This is a genomic window from Pseudomonas sp. GW821-FHT02B10, assembly GCF_059421865.1.
This window is the reverse complement of record NZ_JBWKVU010000006.1, coordinates 256,317-273,714: the sequence shown is the minus strand read 5'-3', so window position 1 is coordinate 273,714 and position 17,398 is coordinate 256,317. Positions and strand designations below refer to the sequence as shown.

The 17,398-nt window shown below is 62.3% G+C and carries 14 protein-coding genes and 4 tRNA genes; 9 read left to right on the top strand and 9 right to left on the bottom strand.

All coding sequences use genetic code 11. The annotated features are described in order from the left end of the window. Position 1: 1 nt before the first annotated feature. The 4 genes from AC07VU_RS16215 to gltX all read right to left on the bottom strand — a co-directional run bounded on the left by AC07VU_RS16215 (position 2) and on the right by gltX (position 2,067). Positions 2–77, bottom strand: a tRNA-Ala gene (locus AC07VU_RS16215). A gap of 53 nt (positions 78–130) precedes the next feature. After that, positions 131–206: transfer RNA gene (locus tag AC07VU_RS16210), tRNA-Glu, on the bottom strand. Positions 207–284: 78 nt separating this feature from the next. After that, positions 285–360, bottom strand: a tRNA-Ala gene (locus AC07VU_RS16205). A gap of 225 nt (positions 361–585) precedes the next feature. Continuing rightward, on the bottom strand, positions 586–2,067 hold the full coding sequence (gene gltX, locus AC07VU_RS16200) for a glutamate--tRNA ligase (RefSeq protein ID WP_495030134.1): 1,482 nt from the start codon (positions 2,065–2,067) through the stop codon (positions 586–588). Positions 2,068–2,303: 236 nt separating this feature from the next. Here gltX and AC07VU_RS16195 point away from each other — a divergent pair, with 236 nt between their 5' ends. Together AC07VU_RS16195 and AC07VU_RS16190 are read left to right on the top strand one after the other, a co-directional pair. Further along, the gene (locus AC07VU_RS16195) at positions 2,304–3,365 is read left to right on the top strand and encodes an HlyD family secretion protein (protein WP_274306110.1); all 1,062 of its coding nucleotides are present in this window, start codon (positions 2,304–2,306) and stop codon (positions 3,363–3,365) included. Further along, positions 3,355–4,905, top strand: coding sequence for an MDR family MFS transporter (locus AC07VU_RS16190; protein WP_476644206.1), 1,551 nt, complete (start codon positions 3,355–3,357; stop codon positions 4,903–4,905). The genes AC07VU_RS16195 and AC07VU_RS16190 overlap by 11 nt, the downstream gene beginning before the upstream one ends. A 126-nt stretch (positions 4,906–5,031) precedes the next feature. On the opposite strand, the gene uvrB is transcribed toward AC07VU_RS16190, so the two are convergent. After that, the gene (uvrB, locus tag AC07VU_RS16185) at positions 5,032–7,047 is read right to left on the bottom strand and encodes an excinuclease ABC subunit UvrB (RefSeq protein WP_007923725.1); all 2,016 of its coding nucleotides are present in this window, start codon (positions 7,045–7,047) and stop codon (positions 5,032–5,034) included. A gap of 336 nt (positions 7,048–7,383) precedes the next feature. Between uvrB and AC07VU_RS16180 the strand changes: the two genes are divergently transcribed. Together AC07VU_RS16180 and AC07VU_RS16175 are read left to right on the top strand one after the other, a co-directional pair. After that, positions 7,384–8,580, top strand: a complete 1,197-nt coding sequence (locus AC07VU_RS16180; RefSeq protein ID WP_274306109.1) for an amino acid aminotransferase — start codon at positions 7,384–7,386, stop codon at positions 8,578–8,580. Between the two features lie 134 nt (positions 8,581–8,714). Next, complete coding sequence (locus AC07VU_RS16175) at positions 8,715–8,909, top strand: hypothetical protein (protein WP_274306108.1); 195 nt, start codon at positions 8,715–8,717, stop codon at positions 8,907–8,909. A 6-nt stretch (positions 8,910–8,915) separates the two neighbouring features. On the opposite strand, the gene AC07VU_RS16170 is transcribed toward AC07VU_RS16175, so the two are convergent. Further along, positions 8,916–9,149, bottom strand: coding sequence for a hypothetical protein (locus tag AC07VU_RS16170; protein ID WP_007923734.1), 234 nt, complete (start codon positions 9,147–9,149; stop codon positions 8,916–8,918). A gap of 270 nt (positions 9,150–9,419) precedes the next feature. Here AC07VU_RS16170 and AC07VU_RS16165 point away from each other — a divergent pair. Both AC07VU_RS16165 and AC07VU_RS16160 read left to right on the top strand, forming a co-directional pair. Continuing rightward, positions 9,420–9,495: transfer RNA gene (locus AC07VU_RS16165), tRNA-Asn, on the top strand. Between the two features lie 567 nt (positions 9,496–10,062). Next, positions 10,063–11,220 (top strand): MFS transporter, encoded by a 1,158-nt coding sequence (locus AC07VU_RS16160; RefSeq protein ID WP_274306107.1) that lies wholly within the window; start codon positions 10,063–10,065, stop codon positions 11,218–11,220. A gap of 51 nt (positions 11,221–11,271) precedes the next feature. On the opposite strand, the gene AC07VU_RS16155 is transcribed toward AC07VU_RS16160, so the two are convergent. Then, positions 11,272–12,810 (bottom strand): nucleobase:cation symporter-2 family protein, encoded by a 1,539-nt coding sequence (locus tag AC07VU_RS16155; RefSeq protein WP_087088548.1) that lies wholly within the window; start codon positions 12,808–12,810, stop codon positions 11,272–11,274. A 239-nt stretch (positions 12,811–13,049) separates the two neighbouring features. Here AC07VU_RS16155 and AC07VU_RS16150 point away from each other — a divergent pair, with 239 nt between their 5' ends. Together AC07VU_RS16150 and AC07VU_RS16145 are read left to right on the top strand one after the other, a co-directional pair. Beyond that, positions 13,050–13,475, top strand: a complete 426-nt coding sequence (locus AC07VU_RS16150; RefSeq protein ID WP_274306106.1) for a hypothetical protein — start codon at positions 13,050–13,052, stop codon at positions 13,473–13,475. Positions 13,476–13,530: 55 nt separating this feature from the next. Then, positions 13,531–13,953 carry a DUF4952 domain-containing protein gene (locus tag AC07VU_RS16145; RefSeq protein WP_274306105.1) on the top strand — a complete coding sequence of 141 codons (423 nt, stop codon included), beginning with the start codon at positions 13,531–13,533 and terminating at the stop codon, positions 13,951–13,953. A 12-nt stretch (positions 13,954–13,965) separates the two neighbouring features. On the opposite strand, the gene AC07VU_RS16140 is transcribed toward AC07VU_RS16145, so the two are convergent. Together AC07VU_RS16140 and AC07VU_RS16135 are read right to left on the bottom strand one after the other, a co-directional pair. Continuing rightward, positions 13,966–14,802: an arylamine N-acetyltransferase family protein gene (locus tag AC07VU_RS16140; protein WP_274306104.1), complete on the bottom strand. Its 837-nt coding sequence runs from the start codon at positions 14,800–14,802 to the stop codon at positions 13,966–13,968. A gap of 271 nt (positions 14,803–15,073) precedes the next feature. Beyond that, positions 15,074–16,636 (bottom strand): sensor domain-containing diguanylate cyclase, encoded by a 1,563-nt coding sequence (locus AC07VU_RS16135; RefSeq protein WP_274306103.1) that lies wholly within the window; start codon positions 16,634–16,636, stop codon positions 15,074–15,076. A 257-nt stretch (positions 16,637–16,893) separates the two neighbouring features. Between AC07VU_RS16135 and AC07VU_RS16130 the strand changes: the two genes are divergently transcribed. Further along, entirely contained in the window at positions 16,894–17,382 is a 489-nt protein-coding gene (locus AC07VU_RS16130) for a hypothetical protein (protein WP_009043006.1), read from the top strand. Positions 17,383–17,398: the final 16 nt, after the last annotated feature.

Below are 17,398 nucleotides of genomic sequence, written 5' to 3'. Positions count from 1 at the left end.
TTGGTGGAGCTAGACGGGATCGAACCGTCGACCTCTTGCATGCCATGCAAGCGCTCTCCCAGCTGAGCTATAGCCCCAGATTTTTCGCCTCGCGGCGGAGCAACATCTTGCAACATCGCTTCTGTAAAACTGGCGTCCCCTAGGGGACTCGAACCCCTGTTACCGCCGTGAAAGGGCGGTGTCCTAGGCCACTAGACGAAGGGGACGCAAACCCTTCTAACAACTGATCAGCGCTGAGAACTGATCGATTCAAGGCCGGTGTGGCCAGACCTTGAACTGTAAATTGGTGGAGCTAGACGGGATCGAACCGTCGACCTCTTGCATGCCATGCAAGCGCTCTCCCAGCTGAGCTATAGCCCCTCGTCGGTGAGGACGGGGCGAATCTTAAGGGCGTATCGGAAGGCTGTCAAATTTTTTTTCAGCTTTTTTTAAAAAAATTTGCCGGCATAACAATCACTTACCGCCCTCCCCCGTAAATCCGGGGCTTTTGCCGACCGTTGCGCCCTCCAGCAACGGTCGCGATCTCACTTCTTGCGCAGGTCCGTGGGAGCCAGCATGCCGGCTCCCGCGAATCAGCAGGCTGAATCAGGCGATCGCGCCCAGCAGCTTTTCCCACTCTTTGTTTTCTTTCTTCGACACGCCACCCAGCAGGTCGATGGCCTGGCGCAGGCGGAAACGGGTCAGGTCCGGGCCCAGAATTTCCATGGCATCGAGCACCGAGACCGAGCTGGCCTGACCGGTGATCGCGGCGAACATCAGCGGCATGGCATCACGCAGCTTCAGCTCCAGGGATTCGACCACGGCCTGGATGGTCGCGGTGATGCTGTCCTTTTCCCACTGGCGCAGGCTTTCCAGCCTCCACAGGATCAGTTGCATCAACTGCCGCACCTGATCGCCCGAAAGCTTCTTCGATTCGAACAGCTTGGCATCCGGGGTCACGCCACCGGCGAAGAAGAACCCGGCCAACGGTGCGATCTGGCTGAAAGTTTCCACCCGGCCCTGCACGTGCGGTGCGATCTTCATCAGGTATTCGGGGTTCAGCGCCCAGGTCTGCACGCGGCTGGCGAACTCTTCCACCGGCAGGTCGCGCAACCACTGGCCATTGAGCCACGACAATTTCTCGATATCGAAAATCGGCCCACCCAGGGAGACCCGCGACAGGTCGAAGTTGTCGACCATTTCCTGCAGCGAGAATTTCTCGCGCTCGTCCGGCATCGACCAACCCATGCGACCCAGGTAATTGAGCATGGCTTCCGGCATGAAGCCCATGCGCTCGTAGAAGGTCACGGAGGTCGGGTTCTTGCGCTTGGACAGCTTGCTCTTGTCCGGGTTACGCAGCAGCGGCATGTAGCACAGCTGCGGCTGCTCCCAGCCGAAATACTCGTAGAGCAGAATCAGTTTCGGCGCCGAAGGCAGCCATTCTTCGCCACGCAATACGTGGGTGATGCCCATCAGGTGGTCGTCGACCACGTTGGCCAGGAAGTAGGTCGGCAGGCCATCGGTCTTCATCAGCACCTGCATGTCCATGCGATCCCACGGGATCTCGACATCGCCACGCAGCATGTCCGGCACCACGCAGACGCCTTCGCTCGGCACCTTCATGCGGATCACGTGCGGCTCGCCAGCGGCCAGGCGCCGCGCGACCTCTTCCTTGGACAGCAGAAGCGCGCGACCGTCGTAGCGCGGCGTCTCGCCACGGGCCATCTGCTCGGCGCGCATCTGGTCCAGCTCTTCGGCGGTGCAGAAGCACGGGAAGGCATGGCCCATGTCGACCAACTGCTGGGTGTACTTCTGGTAGATCTCGCTACGCTCGCTCTGCCGGTAAGGACCGTGCGGGCCACCTACGTCCGGGCCTTCGCTCCAGTTGATGCCCAACCAGCGCAAGGCGTCGAAAATCTGCTGCTCGGACTCGCGGGTCGAACGCAGTTGATCGGTGTCTTCGATGCGCAGGATGAACTCACCGCCATGCTGCTTGGCGAAGCAGTAGTTGAACAAGGCGATGTAAGCGGTACCTACGTGGGGATCCCCGGTAGGCGATGGCGCGATGCGCGTGCGGACGGTGGTCATGGCATGTCTCGGAAAGAATATGAAAAGCGAAGATCAAACAAGAGGCGAATGGTAACAGGCGATGCCGGCCCCGCTCCAGTGAGCAGGGCATTTAAGCCAAGGTTGAGGCCACTCGAGTCGCCCGGGCCGCCGAACCATCGATTGTCCGCCCGTGGCATTTACCACTGGTCGGCCGTATGCCAGATTCGCCCTCTGACAAATTTCCTTACATTTACCTGAGCGCAACCTGCCGCCCCATGCCTGTTCAACTCAAGCGTCGCCTGTTTATTTTCCTGTTTCTGGTCCTGCTGATTGCCCTGGGCTTTCTGGCGCAGTGGTTTTTCCATGGACGCTTTTATGAAAGCACCGATAACGCCTATGTCCAGGGTGAAATCACCCGCGTTTCCAGCCAGCTTGGCGCGCGCATCGACGAGGTGCTGGTGCAGGACAACCAGCACGTCGAAAAAGGCCAGCTGCTGATCAGGCTCGAAGGCGATGATTTCCACCTCGCCGTGGATCGCGCCAACGCTACCCTGGCCACCCGCGAGGCCGAACGCCTGCAAGCCCAGAGCAGACTCACGCAACAGGCCAGCCTGATCGCCGCCGGCGAAGCCCAGGTGGCTTCCAGCCAGGCCAGCCTCGGGCGCTCGCAGATCGACCTGTCCCGCGCGCAAACCCTGCGCAAGCCGGGTTATGTCTCGGAAGAGCGGGTCACCACCCTGTCCGCCGACAACCATATCGCCCGCTCGCAAGTGGCCAAGGCCCAGGCCGACCTGCAAGGCCAGCACCAGCAGGTCAATGCCCTGAGTGCCGAGATCAAGCGCCTCGACGCGCAGATCGCCAACGCCCGCACCGACCTGGCCCAGGCCGAACTGAACCTGACCCGCAGCGAAATCCACGCCCCCATCAGCGGCCTGATCGGCCAGCGCGCGGCGCGTAACGGCCAGTACGTGCAGGCTGGGGCCTATCTGCTGTCGATCGTGCCGGACCAGGACATCTGGGTTCAGGCCAACTTCAAGGAAACCCAGATCGGCCATATGCAACCGGGACAAAAGGCCGAGCTGCTGTTCGACGCCTACGGCGACACGCCGATCGAAGCCCGCGTCGACAGCCTGTTCGCCGCCTCGGGCGCGCAGTTCAGCCTGCTGCCGCCGGACAACGCCACCGGCAACTTCACCAAGGTGGTGCAGCGCATTCCGGTGAAGCTGACCTTTGCCGCCGACAACCCGCTGCACGGCAAGATCCGCCCGGGCATGTCAGTCACTGTCAAAGTGAATATCCAGCCCCTGAACCCAGAACCCTCGAACGATGGCCGGTGACCAACTGTTGCGCCCGGTCGGCGAACCGACCCGGCGCGACTGGATCGCGGTGATGAGCGTGATGCTCGGCGCCTTCATGGCGGTGCTGGACATCCAGATCACCAACGCCTCGCTCAAGGACATCCAGGGCGCGCTGTCGGCAACCCTCGAAGAAGGCTCGTGGATCTCCACTTCCTACCTGGTGGCGGAGATCATCATGATCCCCCTCACCGCCTGGCTGGTGCAGCTGCTGTCGGCGCGACGCCTGGCGGCCTGGGTGTCGGCGGGTTTCCTGATCGCCTCCCTGCTCTGCTCCATGGCCTGGAGCCTGGAAAGCATGATCGTGTTCCGCGCCCTGCAGGGCTTTACCGGCGGCGCGCTGATCCCGCTGGCATTCACCCTGACCCTGATCAAGCTCCCCGAGCACCATCGCGCCAAGGGCATGGCCATGTTCGCCATGACCGCCACCTTCGCCCCGTCCATCGGCCCGACCCTGGGTGGCTGGCTCACGGAGCACTGGGGCTGGGAATACATCTTCTATATCAACATCCCGCCCGGCCTGATCATGATCGCCGGCCTGCTCTATGGCCTGGAGAAGAAGGAAGCCCATTGGGAGCTGCTGAAAAGCACCGACTACGCCGGCATTCTCACTCTGGGGGTCGGCCTCGGTTGCCTGCAGGTGTTTCTCGAGGAAGGTCACCGCAAGGACTGGCTGGAATCGAACCTGATCGTCAGCCTGGGCAGCATCGCCCTGCTGAGCCTGATCACCTTTGTCATTGTCCAGGTGTCCAAGCCCAACCCGCTGATCAACCTGGGCATCCTGCGCAACCGCAACTTCGGCCTGTCGAGCATTTCCAGCCTGGGCATGGGCGTCGGTCTGTATGGCTCCATCTATCTGTTGCCGCTGTACCTGGCGCAGATCCAGAACTACAACGCCTTGCAGATCGGCGAAGTGATCATGTGGATGGGGGTGCCGCAGCTGTTCCTGATTCCGCTGGTGCCGAAGCTGATGCAGTTCATCTCGCCCAAATGGCTATGCACCCTGGGCTTTGGCCTGTTCGGCCTGGCGAGTTTTTCTTCGGGGGTGCTCAACCCGGACTTCGCCGGGCCGCAGTTCAACCAGATCCAGATCATCCGCGCCCTGGGGCAGCCGTTGATCATGGTCACCATTTCTTTGATCGCCACCGCCTACATCCTGCCGCAGGACGCCGGCTCGGCCTCCAGCCTGTTCAACATCCTGCGCAACCTCGGCGGTGCGATCGGCATCGCCCTGCTCGCGACCCTGCTCGATGCGCGGACCAAGACTTACTTCGACTACCTGCGCGAATCCATAGTGCCGAGCAACCCGCAAGTGGCCGAACGCCTGGCGACCCTGGCCGAGAAGTTCGGCAGCGATACCGCCGCCCTCGGCAAGCTCAGCGAAATCACCCACCAGCAGGCGCTGATCATGGCCTACAACGACGCCTTCCATTTTGTCGGGATCGCCCTGGGCGTCAGCATGCTGGCGATTCTGCTGACCAAGGCGCTGCCGGCCGGGATCAAGGCCGGGGAAGCGCACTGACTTGCCAGGGTAACCGCTGTAGCCGCTGCCGCAGGCTGCGATAGGTCCGAAGGACCTTCAGCGGTAGTGATACCGCCACGGCCGTACCGGCCGATCGCAGCCTGCGGCAGCGGCTACAGGTGAGGCTCAAACCGTCAGCAAGCGCTCGCGCAGCTTGCCGATTTCGTCGCGCATCTGCGCCGCGGCTTCGAACTCCAGGTCGCGGGCCAACTGGTACATCTTCTCTTCGAGCTGGCGAATGCGCTTGGTGATCTCGCTGGGCGAGCGCAGTTCGTTTTCGTAGCGGGCGTTTTCCTCGGCGGCCTTGGCCATGCCTTTGCGCTTCTTGCTGCGCGAACCGGGCACGGTGGCGCCTTCCATGATGTCGGCGACGTCCTTGAACACGCCTTTGGGGGTGATGCCATTGGCCAGGTTGAAGGCAATCTGCTTGTCGCGACGGCGCTCGGTCTCGCCAATCGCCCGCTCCATGGAACCGGTGATGCGGTCGGCGTAGAGAATCGCCCGGCCGTTGAGGTTACGCGCGGCCCGGCCGATGGTCTGGATCAGCGAGCGCTCGGAGCGCAGGAAACCTTCCTTGTCCGCATCGAGAATCGCCACCAGCGACACTTCCGGCATGTCCAGGCCTTCGCGCAGCAGGTTGATCCCCACCAGCACATCGAAGGTGCCCAGGCGCAGGTCACGGATGATCTCGACCCGCTCCACGGTGTCGATGTCCGAGTGCAGATAACGCACGCGCACACCGTGATCGGCAAGGTAATCGGTCAGGTCCTCGGCCATGCGCTTGGTCAGGGTGGTCACCAGGACCCGCTCTTCCACGGCCACGCGCTTGGTGATTTCCGACAACAGGTCATCGACCTGGGTCAGCGCCGGACGTACTTCCACCTGCGGGTCGACCAGGCCGGTCGGGCGCACCACCTGCTCGACCACGCGGCCGGCATGCTCGGCTTCATAGTTGCCCGGCGTGGCCGAGACAAAGATCGTCTGCGGGCTGACCCCTTCCCACTCGTCGAAGCGCATCGGCCGGTTGTCCAATGCCGAGGGCAGGCGGAAACCGTACTCCACCAGGGTTTCCTTGCGGGAGCGGTCGCCTTTGTACATGGCGCCAACCTGCGGCACGCTGACGTGGGACTCGTCGATCACCAGCAAGGCGTCCGCCGGCAAATAGTCATACAAGGTCGGCGGCGCCGCCCCGGCAGGCCGTCCGGACAGGTAGCGCGAGTAGTTCTCGATGCCGTTGCAGTAACCCAGCTCGAGGATCATCTCCAGGTCGAAACGGGTGCGCTGCTCCAGGCGCTGGGCTTCCACCAACTTGTTGTTGCTGCGCAGGTACTCCAGGCGTTCCTGCAACTCGACCTTGATCCCCTCGATGGCATCCAGCAGGGTTTCCCGCGGCGTCACGTAGTGGCTCTTGGGATAGAAGGTGAAACGCGGCAGCTTGCGGATCACTTCGCCGGTCAGCGGGTCGAAAGCGGAGATGCTTTCCACCTCGTCATCGAACAGCTCGATGCGGATTGCTTCCAGGTCGGATTCCGCCGGGTAGATATCGATCACATCGCCGCGCACCCGGAAGGTGGCGCGGGCAAAATCCATGTCATTACGGGTGTACTGCAGGTCGGCCAGGCGGCGCAGCAAGGCGCGCTGGTCGAGCTTGTCGCCGCGATCGACGTGCAACACCATCTTCAGATAGGTTTCCGGGCTGCCCAGGCCGTAGATGCACGACACCGTGGTGACGATGATCGCGTCCTTGCGCTCCAGCAGCGCCTTGGTCGCCGACAGGCGCATCTGCTCGATATGGTCGTTGATCGAGGCATCTTTCTCGATAAAGGTGTCGGACGAAGGTACATAGGCTTCCGGCTGGTAGTAGTCGTAGTAGGAAACGAAGTACTCCACCGCGTTGTTCGGGAAGAACGCCTTGAATTCGCCGTACAACTGCGCGGCCAGGGTCTTGTTCGGCGCCAGTACCAGGGTCGGTCGCTGTACCTGGGCGATCACGTTGGCGATGCTGAAGGTCTTGCCCGAGCCGGTCACACCGAGCAGCGTCTGGTGCGCCAGCCCGGCCTCGATGCCCTCGACCATCAGCCGGATGGCCTCCGGCTGGTCGCCGGCGGGCTGGAAGCGGGTGACTAGCTGGAATTCAGACATAACGTACCTCTGGGTTCACTCCAGCACGACGCCGCCGCACAGGAACGAGAAAGACCACAAACGACGAGCGTCGCCGGGAAAATACTGGATTGTGCTGGATGTGGAGGCAAATTCCACAGCTTTCAAGGCAAAGGTCCCTGGGCCCTGTACGACTTTGACGTTGCAATAAGACTAACGGTCGAAAAATAAACCGAAAAACTTGCCGGAAAAGCCCTTTCAGCTGTCGCCGCGCGCAGTGATGTGCCTCTATACTAGCTCCCCGTTTGTGCACCGCTCTAGTGCATTCGGCTGGAGCGCGACACGTCCCTCCACACTCCATTCAGAGCCGCCGTAATAATGAGCCTGTTCTCCGCTGTCGAAATGGCACCACGCGATCCTATCCTGGGCCTCAACGAAGCATTCAACGCCGATACCCGTACCAACAAGGTCAACCTGGGGGTCGGTGTTTACTGCAACGAGGAGGGGCGAATTCCACTCCTGCGCGCCGTTGTCGAAGCCGAGACGATCCGCGCCGCTCAACATGCCTCCCGTGGCTACCTGCCGATCGACGGTATCGCCGCCTATGACCAGGCCGTGCAGAAGCTACTGTTCGGCAACGACTCGCCGCTGCTGGCCGCCGGTCGCGTGGTCACCACCCAGGCCGTCGGCGGTACCGGCGCGCTGAAGATCGGCGCCGACTTCCTCAAGCAGCTGCTGCCTGACGCGGTCGTGGCCATCAGCGACCCAAGCTGGGAGAACCACCGCGCGCTGTTCGAAACCGCCGGTTTCCCGGTGCAGAACTACCGCTACTACGACGCCGCCACCCACGACGTGAACCGCGCCGGCCTGCTGGAAGACCTGAATGCCCTGCCAGCCCAGTCGATCGTGGTCCTGCACGCCTGCTGCCACAACCCGACCGGCGTCGACCTGAGCCCGGAAGACTGGAAAAACGTGCTGCAGGTGATCAAGGCGAAAAACCTGGTGCCGTTCCTCGACATGGCCTACCAGGGCTTCGGTGACGGCATCGCCGAAGACGCCGCCGCCGTGCGCCTGTTCGCCGAATCGGGCCTGACCTTCTTCGTCTCCAGCTCGTTCTCCAAGTCGTTCTCGCTGTACGGCGAGCGCGTTGGCGCCCTGTCGATCGTCAGCGAATCGAAAGAAGAAAGCGCGCGCGTGCTGTCGCAGGTCAAGCGCGTGATCCGCACCAACTACTCCAACCCGCCGACCCACGGTGCAAGCATCGTCGCTGCCGTGCTCAACAGCCCGGAACTGCGCGCCCAGTGGGAAGCCGAACTGGCCGAAATGCGCCTGCGCATCCGCGGCATGCGCCTGCAGATGGTCGACCTGCTGGCCAAGGGCGCGCCACAGCGCGACTTCAGCTTCGTGGCCCGTCAGCGCGGCATGTTCTCCTACTCCGGCCTGACCGTCGATCAAGTGACGCGCCTGCGCAACGAGTTCGGCATCTACGCCCTGGACACCGGCCGCATCTGCGTGGCCGCGCTGAACCAGAACAACATCGACGTTGTGACCAAGGCCATCATCCAGGTGATCTGAGCCAGGCGCGGTGAGTGAAAAGGGGGGAAGCCTGAAGGCTTCCCCCTTTTTTGTGGGCCGCCCTCGCAGCCCGATGCCCACTAGACTGAATCCAGCTTGCCTTCTTCCCCATCGCTTCCCTATCGAGAATCCCCATGAGACACGACGACCTGCGAGCCGACCGCGACGAACTGGACCACTTCCCCCGCCCGCAGAAACGCGAAAGGAACCTGGTCCTGCAAATTTCCCTGGGGGTATTTTTCGGCGGCCTGGCGCTGTGGCTGGTGCAACTGGCCGCCACCTCGCTGGCCGCGAAGCTCATGCTGGGCACCTTCACTTTCGGCGGCTGAGAACGCTCAACCGGCCAGTTCAGCGCTGCGCTGGCTGGCGGCATCATCGAAGGCCACGTACAGCGACTCGGCGACCTGGCTCTTGATGGCCTTGGCGCTTTCCAGCCCGAGGACAAAACCTTCGGCCTTGCCACCCGCGCGGTTCAGTTCAGCGGCCGATCCGGCCTGAGTAATGGCATCCCACAGTTTCATGGCCTGGGGACCGACACCTTTGGGCAGGCTGATCTGCTCGATGCTCATAAAACCTCCTCAGGCAGAGGCGACAGGGCAAGCAGTGTGGCGGGTAAAAACTTGAACAGGGTCATGAGCGTTACCTTTTCGGCTGGAAGCCGGGAGCGCGTGAAACCACTGCCGGGGCGCCATGGTAGACCTGTGCCGCGATTCCGGTAACCGCCAACGGCCAAATAGCCGCGGATTGGCACAATGGCCAGGGTCGACCAGGCTCACTCAAGCGAAAAATTATTTGGGGATGCTTGACTTCTCCTTCTTAATCAGTAAGATACGCCGCATTCCGCGATAGCTCAGTTGGTAGAGCAAGTGACTGTTAATCACTGGGTCCCTGGTTCGAGTCCAGGTCGTGGAGCCATCTTCCTACACTGATTGGCCAGCAACACTTCAAGGAGCGCCCTGCTCCTGCGGCGAATCAGTTCAGCGTCACCCTCCCCCAAGATCGATTCAGCGCATGCCAGACCGGCATGCGGATACGCGTTTGTGCTGCAGCCTGTCTCCGATTGCCTGTCTCCGATTGCCTGGCGCCAGCGCCTGAAGTAGGCTGTGCCCCTTCTCACGCCAGCCGTCACGACTCATGTTTTTCCCCGCACAGCCCCCTCACAGCTTTCTCTCGATGAGCCCATCGCAGACCTTCGCGGTGTCGCAATCCGACTGCGCGATCAATCGACGCCGCCGCAGCGTGCTGTTCGCCTTCACCTTCTCCCCTCACGCCTGAACCCCACCGTTGCGCCTGAAGCCGGCGCGGACCTGATACAGCGGCAGCGCTTGTTCGCCGCGCACTGCCCCATCCGCCGCTTTGCACCGCAGAACCCCGGCCCGACCTACGCCCGCGTATGCCGAACCGCAACCCTGCCCGAGCAAAAGCGCCGCGCCACAACAAACCGTCTTTAAGCACCCGCCCCATCGGGTGCAGGTGTATTCCATGAATAAAACCCTGTTGGCCGCGCTGATCCTCGGCATCTCGATTGTCGGCCTGAGCATCGGCTCCACCGTGCCGGTCATTGCCTTGCGCCTGTACCAGGCCGGTGCCTCGAACACCCAGATCGGTATCATGTCGGCCCTTCCCGCCGCCGGCATGATGCTGTCGGCTTTCCTGGTGAACGGCCTGTGCCGGAAACTCAGCCGCCGGCAGATCTACCTACTGTTTTTCAGCCTGTGCGCCCTCAGCATCGGCGCCCTGGAACTCCCCGAAATCAGCCTGACCGGCCTGGGGCTGGCGCGGATCGTCATGGGCTTCGGCGCCGGGCTGATCATCATCCTGGGAGAAACCTGGGTCAACGAGATGGCTGCGGACACCGTGCGCGGACGAGTGATCGCGGTCTACACCACCTGTTTCACCGTGTTCCAGATGATCGGCCCCGGCCTGGTGGCCCTGCTCGGCACCGAAGGTCCAGCGGTGATTGCCACGGTCAGCACCGGTTACCTGCTGGCCATTGCGGTGATCTGGCTGACCTTGCCACGCCAGCGCCCCGCCGCCGGACACGCAGAAAACCAGAACTTCTCGGTGCTGGGCTTTATCCGGGTGGCGCCAGCGCTGTGCGTGGGTATCCTGTTCTTCGCCTTCTTCGATACGGTGATTCTCTCGCTGTTTCCGGTCTACGCCGCGACTCACGGCTACGCCATCAAGCTCGCGGCGCTGATGGTCAGCATCATTCTGCTGGGGGATGCGGCGTTCCAGTTTCCTCTGGGCTGGCTGTCGGACAAGGCCGGGCGCGCCGCCATCTACCTGGGCTGCGGCGTGGTGTCGTTGGTGATCGGCCTGGGGCTGCCACTGCTGATGAACTACCCGGCGCTGCTCTGGCCGAGCCTGGTGATACTCGGCGCGGCGGCCGGCGGGGTGTACACCCTGGCGATCATCCTGATCGGCCAGGAGTTCAGCGGCCCTGATCTGGTCACGGCCAACGCCAGCGCGGGCTTGTTGTGGGGGATCGGCAGCCTGCTGGGCCCCTTGCTCAGCGGTGCAGCCATGAGCGGTGGCGCCCACGGCCTGCCCTTGACGCTGTCGGCGGCAGCCGCCGTGGTGGTGCTGTTCGCCTTGGCGCTGGTCCGCCAAGGGCTGCCAGACCGAGTCGCAGAGTAGCTAGCCGGCCAGGCCGGATTGATTGCGTCCAGCCTGGCGACTCGGCCGGCCCTAGACCTTGCTGGTTTCGACCGCGCCCGAGGCATGGGACGACGCCTGATGAGCAGCCGGAGAATGCTCCCCATGGGACGTATCCACCACCGGAATCTCGTTGCCCTCGGCATCGTGCAGCTTGCCGCCGCTGAAATAATCGCCCTCACGCAACGCTGCCAGGTCCTGGTAGCGCAGGGTGCGCTCGGACGCCACGGCAAACACCGATTGCTGGTCCGAATTGCCCAGGGTGAAGTGGTTAAAGGTGAGGTTCAGCACGATGGCCATGATCGCCGAGGAGCTGATGCCGGAATGGAAGATGGTGGCGAACCAGCTCGGGAAATGGTCGTAGAAGTTCGGCGCGGCGATGGGAATCATGCCGAAGCCGATCGAGGTGGCAACGATGATCAGGTTGACGTTGTTGCGGTAGTCGACCTTGGACAGGGTCCGGATACCGCTGGCCGCCACGGTGCCGAACAGCACGATACCGGCCCCGCCGAGCACCGAGGTCGGCACGGCGGCGATCACCCGCCCCATGAACGGCAGCAGGCCGAGGATCACCAGGAACACCCCGCCGGTGGCCACCACATAACGGCTCTTGATCCCCGTCACCGCCACCAGCCCGACGTTCTGCGCGAAGGCGCTCTGGGTGAAGGAGCCGAAGATCGGCGCGATCATGCTCGACAGCATGTCGGCGCGCAGGCCGTTGCCCAGGCGCTTGGAGTCGACCTTGGTGTCAATGATCTCACCCACCGCGAGGATGTCGGCCGAGGTTTCCACCAGGGTCACCATGACCACGATGCACATCGACAGGATGGCGGCGAAATGGAAAGTCGGCATGCCGAAATGAAAGGGTGTCGGGAAGCCGAACATTGGCCCCTGGGTGACCATGGAGAAATCGGCCATGCCCAGGAACACCGCGATGATCGTGCCCACCACCATGGCCAGCAGGATCGACAGCCGGGAGATGGTCGCGCTACCGATCTTGCTCAGCAGCAACACCAAGACCAGGGTGATCGCCGCCAGGCCGATATTGGCCATGCTGCCGAAGTTTTCCGCATGGCTATTGCCACCCATGGCCCAGCGCGCCGCCACTGGCATCAGGGTCAGGCCGATGGTGGTGATCACGATGCCCGTGACCAGCGGCGGAAAGAACTTGGTGATGCGCGAAAACACCGGAGTGATCAGCAGGCCGATCAGCGAGGCGGCGATCACCGCCCCGAGAATCGACTGGAAGCCCCCTTCGCCACCGCTGCTGACAATCGCCACCATGGTCGCCACGCCCGAGAAGGACACGCCCTGGACCAGCGGCAGCTGACAGCCGAAAAACGGCAGGCCGAGGGTTTGCAGGAGAGTCGCCAGACCGCCGGCGAACAACGACGCCGCGATCAGCAGACCGATGTCCGCCGGCGCCAGGCCGGCGGCCTGGCCAACGATCAAAGGCACCGCAACGATACCGCCGTACATGGTCAGGACATGCTGCAGGCCGTAAGCCATATTCGCGCCAAGACCCAGGTTTTCATCTTCAGGCCGTTGCGGTGAAACAGAGGGCGTTTTCATGGTTGGGGGGTTCCCTGGTTTTTGTTATGGGCACACTGTATTCAACAGTCGGGACAAATGTCTATAGAGTTGTATACACTTTATTCAGCGCCGCCCAACCTCATAAACCAGCAAAACCTGATAGCCAGCCTCCGCCTTTTTCCCGCCGACCCCCGCCCCAGACAACCACCCTGATAGAATCCCAGCCCCCGCGGCGCCCACACAGGTGACGCCCTCCGTCCGCGCATGGAAGCGATCGAATGAATCATCTCCGAAATAGCTTCAGCCTCGCCTATGGCAGCTTCCGCACGGTCGTGGCCTTGCAGGGTTTTGTCCTGGCCATGTATAGCGCCAGCTTCACCGACAGCCTGTGGCAAGGGTTCTGGGCTGGCCTGGGGACCTTTGCCCTATTCGTCGCCGGCGGCGCGATATTCGGCTTTCTGCCCATGGCGCTGGCGTTTACCCCGCTGTACGCCCTGCTCTGCGCCAAAGGCCTGGCCAATTGGTTCAGCAGCCTGCTGCTGGGGTTGTCGATCGCCGGTGTACTTTGCCTTCACCCGGCCTTGCGCCTGCTGATGCCGCTCTGGCTGCTGGACAGTGCGTTGATTGCGCTGCTGACTCACTGGACGTATCACCGCCAGCTGAAGGATGGTTATGAGCAGATGCCTTTATGGCGCTGCCCCTGAGCTGCCTGGGGGCTTTGCTCAGCAAAAGAGTGCTCAGCCTGGAAGGAATCGCCACGTGAACAGATGCCTCTCGATCCTGATCGGCCCTGTGTTATTAATGCTAGCGTCCGGCGCCCAGGCCGCGCCGGTCTGCGGCGATTTCCTGGCACGGATCGGCAACAAACCCGCCTATATCGAGTTCCTCGAATGTCACGCCGAACCCGAGTTGCAGACCAAGCCGCTGCGCGCCACCTACCGCCTGGCGGGGCGTGATGCCCAGGCCGCCGAACGCTACCTGAGCGAGCAGTTCCGGATGCCGCCCCTGCGGCGCTCCTGCTGTGTCTGGGATGCGCCGCCTGGCTTCTACCGCGACCCGCGCAGCCAGTTGGGCTACAGCCTGTTCATGGGGTCGGCGGAAACCTTCGTCGATCGCCGCGAAGCCTGGGGGGATATCGACTATTTCTATCTGACTATCGACCTCGACACCGAGGAACCCTGAAGCCCGGACCGATCAGGCCGGTTGCGGCAGCGCGAGCAATTCGCCAAGGACCTCTCGCAGCCGCGGATGCTGCGGTACCCGAATGGCGAACTCGTTCCGCAACAGGGCAATCAACTCGTCGGGGTCGGTGATCTGCCGGCGCTCGCTGTCCTGGCCCAGGCGATGCACGGCGTAGCTGCCGTTATTCAGGGTCCGGCGCAGGCCTTCGCCCATCAGCGCGACTTTCAGCTGACCGAGAAACGGCGAGTTCTTGTGGGTCGAGACGAACCAGTTACCCATTTCGTAATCCACGGCCTCCTGGCGCTGCAGGTCGAATACATACATCGCCCGCCACTCGCCGGCGACCTTGGCGCGCAGGGTGTAACTGCCATCACGCTCGGTGATGCGATAGGGCTCGTGGGGCGTGGCCTGCTCGTCCTCGGTATCGAGCAGCAGCGGCGCGGTGGGCACCATGCCGCCAAAGCCGACATCCGAAACATAACGCACACCGTCCAGGGTCAGCAGCACCAGGCGGTGAGCGCGTGCGGACCAGGCATCTTCCGGCCCGCCCATCACCACTCGCCCGGTAATGCCCCGCGTCTCATAGCCCAGGTGCTGCAACAGCACCTGGTACATCTGGTTGAGTTCGTAGCAGTAGCCGCCACGGCCCTCATGCAGGACCTTGTGCTCCACCGAAGCCAGGTCGATCGGCACCGGCACGCGCAACAGGGTCGACAGGCTTTCAAAAGCGAAGGTGCTGGTGTGGCGCAACTGCAACTCGCGCAAGGTCGCCAGGCTCGGCGGCGGCGCGCTGTCGTAGCCGAGCCGTTGCAGGTAAAGCGCGAAGTTCATCAGGTGGGGCTGACTCATGGAGTTGTCCTTATGCATGAGGTGTCGCGTATCGGCGCTATGTATAAGCCATAAAAGCCCCGAACCGACAATTGATTTGGCCAATATCCCTGCTCGAAACAGCCCGTTAATGGACCGCCTCCGCTGCCGGAAAAACCTGCCCTATCAACCAGAAGACGCGCAACGCAATCCTGCATCCGGAGGCGAAGCAGGCAGGAATCGTGCGTCATGGACCGGAGTGAGACAACGTCTCGAACAGCCGCTGGATTACCCGAATTAGGACAACGAGCAATCAGCGATCCGAGCGAGCCAACAGTTGGCTGACGCTCTCGATCGCCACCTGATTGCGTCCGGATTTCTTGGCCTGGTACAGCGCGGCATCGGCGTGCTCGAGGAACGCTTCGATGCTGTCGTGCCCGTTCGGCACGAAGCAGTAGCAACCCAGGCTGAGGGTGACTCGTGCAAAGGGCGAGCCGGTATGCGGGATGTTTTTCTCCATGACGCCGTAGCGAATCTGCTCGGCCATGGCCAGCGCCCCGTGTATCTCGGTATCGGGCAACAGGATCACGAACTCCTCCCCGCCATACCGCACCGCCAGGTCGGCCTTGCGCTGACAGCAATCCCTCAGCACCTGCGCCACCTCCGCCAGGCACTGATCCCCGGCGACATGGCCGTAGGTGTCGTTGTAGCGCTTGAAGAAATCGATATCGAGCATGATCAGGCTCAGCGGGCTCGCCTGCCGCCCGCCGCGCCCGAACTCGGTTTCCAACGCCCGCTCGAGCAGCCGACGATTGGCCAGGCCGGTCAGGCTGTCATGGGTCGCGATCACCTCCAGCGCCGCCTGTGCGGTCCGCAGGTCGGCCTCGATACGCTCGCCGTTGCGTACCTGGTGCACGAAGACCCAGCCGAACAAGCCGATCCCCAATACCACCAGGGCGACAATGGCGCTGGACTGGTAGGCGCTGGCGTACCAGTCCTTGAGGACCGCATCCTTCGAACTCGCCGCGCTCACCACCAGCGGGTAGGCGTCCAGTTGCCGATAGCCGTAGAGCCGCATCTTTCTGTCGACCAGCGAACGAATCATCGCAGTGCCCGAAGAAGACTCAGGCAAGTACTTGCTGAAAATTTCCCCGCGCGCCAGGGATGCGCCGATCTGCCGCTCCTCCAGCGGACGCCGCGCCAGCAGGGTGCCATCGGACAGGGCGAGGAACATGCTGCCGTTGTCATCGATGTCGAAGCTTTTGAAGAACTGGTCGAAATAGGCCAGCCGGATACCGGCCAGCAGCACGCCTTCGAAATTGCCCTGCTTGTCGTTCAGGCGCCGCGTCAGCGGAATGATCCACTCGCCGTTTTCCCGACTGCGGATCGCAGGCCCGACGTGGGCCAGCAAGGAAGCGTTCTGCTGATGAAAGCGGAAGTAATCGCGATGGGCCATGCCTGCGCTGCGTGGCAAGCGCTCGAACGAGGTGACCACCCAATGCCCCGCCCGGTCGAACAGGAACAGGCCATGCAGCTGTTTGAGCGCTTGCGCCCTCTGCGCAAAGATCTTCTGCAGGAAAGGCTTCTGCTCAGGGCCATAACCATCCTTCTGAATCCAGTCGGCCAGGCTGGCCAGCACCAGGTCGGCCTCGATGAAGGTGTCCTCGGCCTGTTGCGCCATGGCCCGGGTCAGGTTCGACGAGGCGACCTGCGCCCGCGCCATATCATAGTGATAGGACTGCGCCAGTTGCAGATAAAGCAGGCCGCACAGGCACAGGCAAACCATCGAAATGAATACCACCGCAGCCTTGAGCAGCGGAAGCCGTTTCAAGGTTCGATCGGAGGCATGGTGAGGATCGTGAATCGGGATAGGCAAAGCATCATCCTGGCAGGGTAAGGCATCCAATGCAGCCGGGCCGGCCAATCCTAAGAGGTAATAGCGGACAGTTCAGGGTGGCGACGTCTGAAAATGTAGAGCATTTTTCTGATGCTCATCAGGGATATATAAAAAACACCCTGCCACAATACAAACATCGGCATCCAGCAGAGGGTCATGAATCGCTGGCCACCCTCCGCCAAGGTAAAGTACCTTCCGAGACTACACTTACCCTCACATCACGATAGGAAGTCGGAATGAGTAAGGTCGATGAACTCGCCGCAAGGCTGAAACAAAAACAGGACAGCTGGGCCAAGGAAGACATCTCGGCAGACAAGGCCATCGAGCTGTGGCCTGCACAGGTCTATGAGATGTACCACCAGGTCGAGACCTGGCTGACTCCACTTTCAGAGGTCGGGCTGAATATCCGGCGCGTCCCCACTCGCGTGTTCGAGAGCCACCCCTCTGGCGCCACCTTCAACTATGCCATCGATCAACTGCTGATCGAGGGCAACCACCAGAGCATCCTCCTCGACCCCATCGCCCGCTTCACCACGGGTGGCGCCGGGCGTGTCGAAATCCACGGCAAAGGCCCTGAACGCTACCTGCTGCGCAACGGCAGCGAACATGGAGAGGGGCACTGGCTGATCCAGACGGTTCCCGGCTCCGGTAAATCCAGGCCGGACCCGCTCGAACTCAATGAAGACACCTTGTTGTCCGTGATCCAGGAAGGCCTGGATCTCTGAACTCCGCTCAAGCGAC

What these genes read in the sequence shown, in the direction of transcription:
- AC07VU_RS16140 (WP_274306104.1), bottom strand. Translation starts at nt 14,802, where the DNA reads ATGAGTCAGCCCCACCTGATGAACTTCGCGCTTTACCTGCAACGGCTC.
- AC07VU_RS16155 (WP_087088548.1), bottom strand. Translation starts at nt 12,810, where the DNA reads ATGAAAACGCCCTCTGTTTCACCGCAACGGCCTGAAGATGAAAACCTG.
- AC07VU_RS16150 (WP_274306106.1), top strand. Translation starts at nt 13,050, where the DNA reads ATGAATCATCTCCGAAATAGCTTCAGCCTCGCCTATGGCAGCTTCCGC.
- gltX (WP_495030134.1), bottom strand. Translation starts at nt 2,067, where the DNA reads ATGACCACCGTCCGCACGCGCATCGCGCCATCGCCTACCGGGGATCCC.
- AC07VU_RS16160 (WP_274306107.1), top strand. Translation starts at nt 10,063, where the DNA reads ATGAATAAAACCCTGTTGGCCGCGCTGATCCTCGGCATCTCGATTGTC.
- AC07VU_RS16170 (WP_007923734.1), bottom strand. Translation starts at nt 9,149, where the DNA reads ATGAGCATCGAGCAGATCAGCCTGCCCAAAGGTGTCGGTCCCCAGGCC.
- AC07VU_RS16175 (WP_274306108.1), top strand. Translation starts at nt 8,715, where the DNA reads ATGAGACACGACGACCTGCGAGCCGACCGCGACGAACTGGACCACTTC.
- AC07VU_RS16190 (WP_476644206.1), top strand. Translation starts at nt 3,355, where the DNA reads ATGGCCGGTGACCAACTGTTGCGCCCGGTCGGCGAACCGACCCGGCGC.
- AC07VU_RS16130 (WP_009043006.1), top strand. Translation starts at nt 16,894, where the DNA reads ATGAGTAAGGTCGATGAACTCGCCGCAAGGCTGAAACAAAAACAGGAC.
- uvrB (WP_007923725.1), bottom strand. Translation starts at nt 7,047, where the DNA reads ATGTCTGAATTCCAGCTAGTCACCCGCTTCCAGCCCGCCGGCGACCAG.
- AC07VU_RS16195 (WP_274306110.1), top strand. Translation starts at nt 2,304, where the DNA reads ATGCCTGTTCAACTCAAGCGTCGCCTGTTTATTTTCCTGTTTCTGGTC.
- AC07VU_RS16180 (WP_274306109.1), top strand. Translation starts at nt 7,384, where the DNA reads ATGAGCCTGTTCTCCGCTGTCGAAATGGCACCACGCGATCCTATCCTG.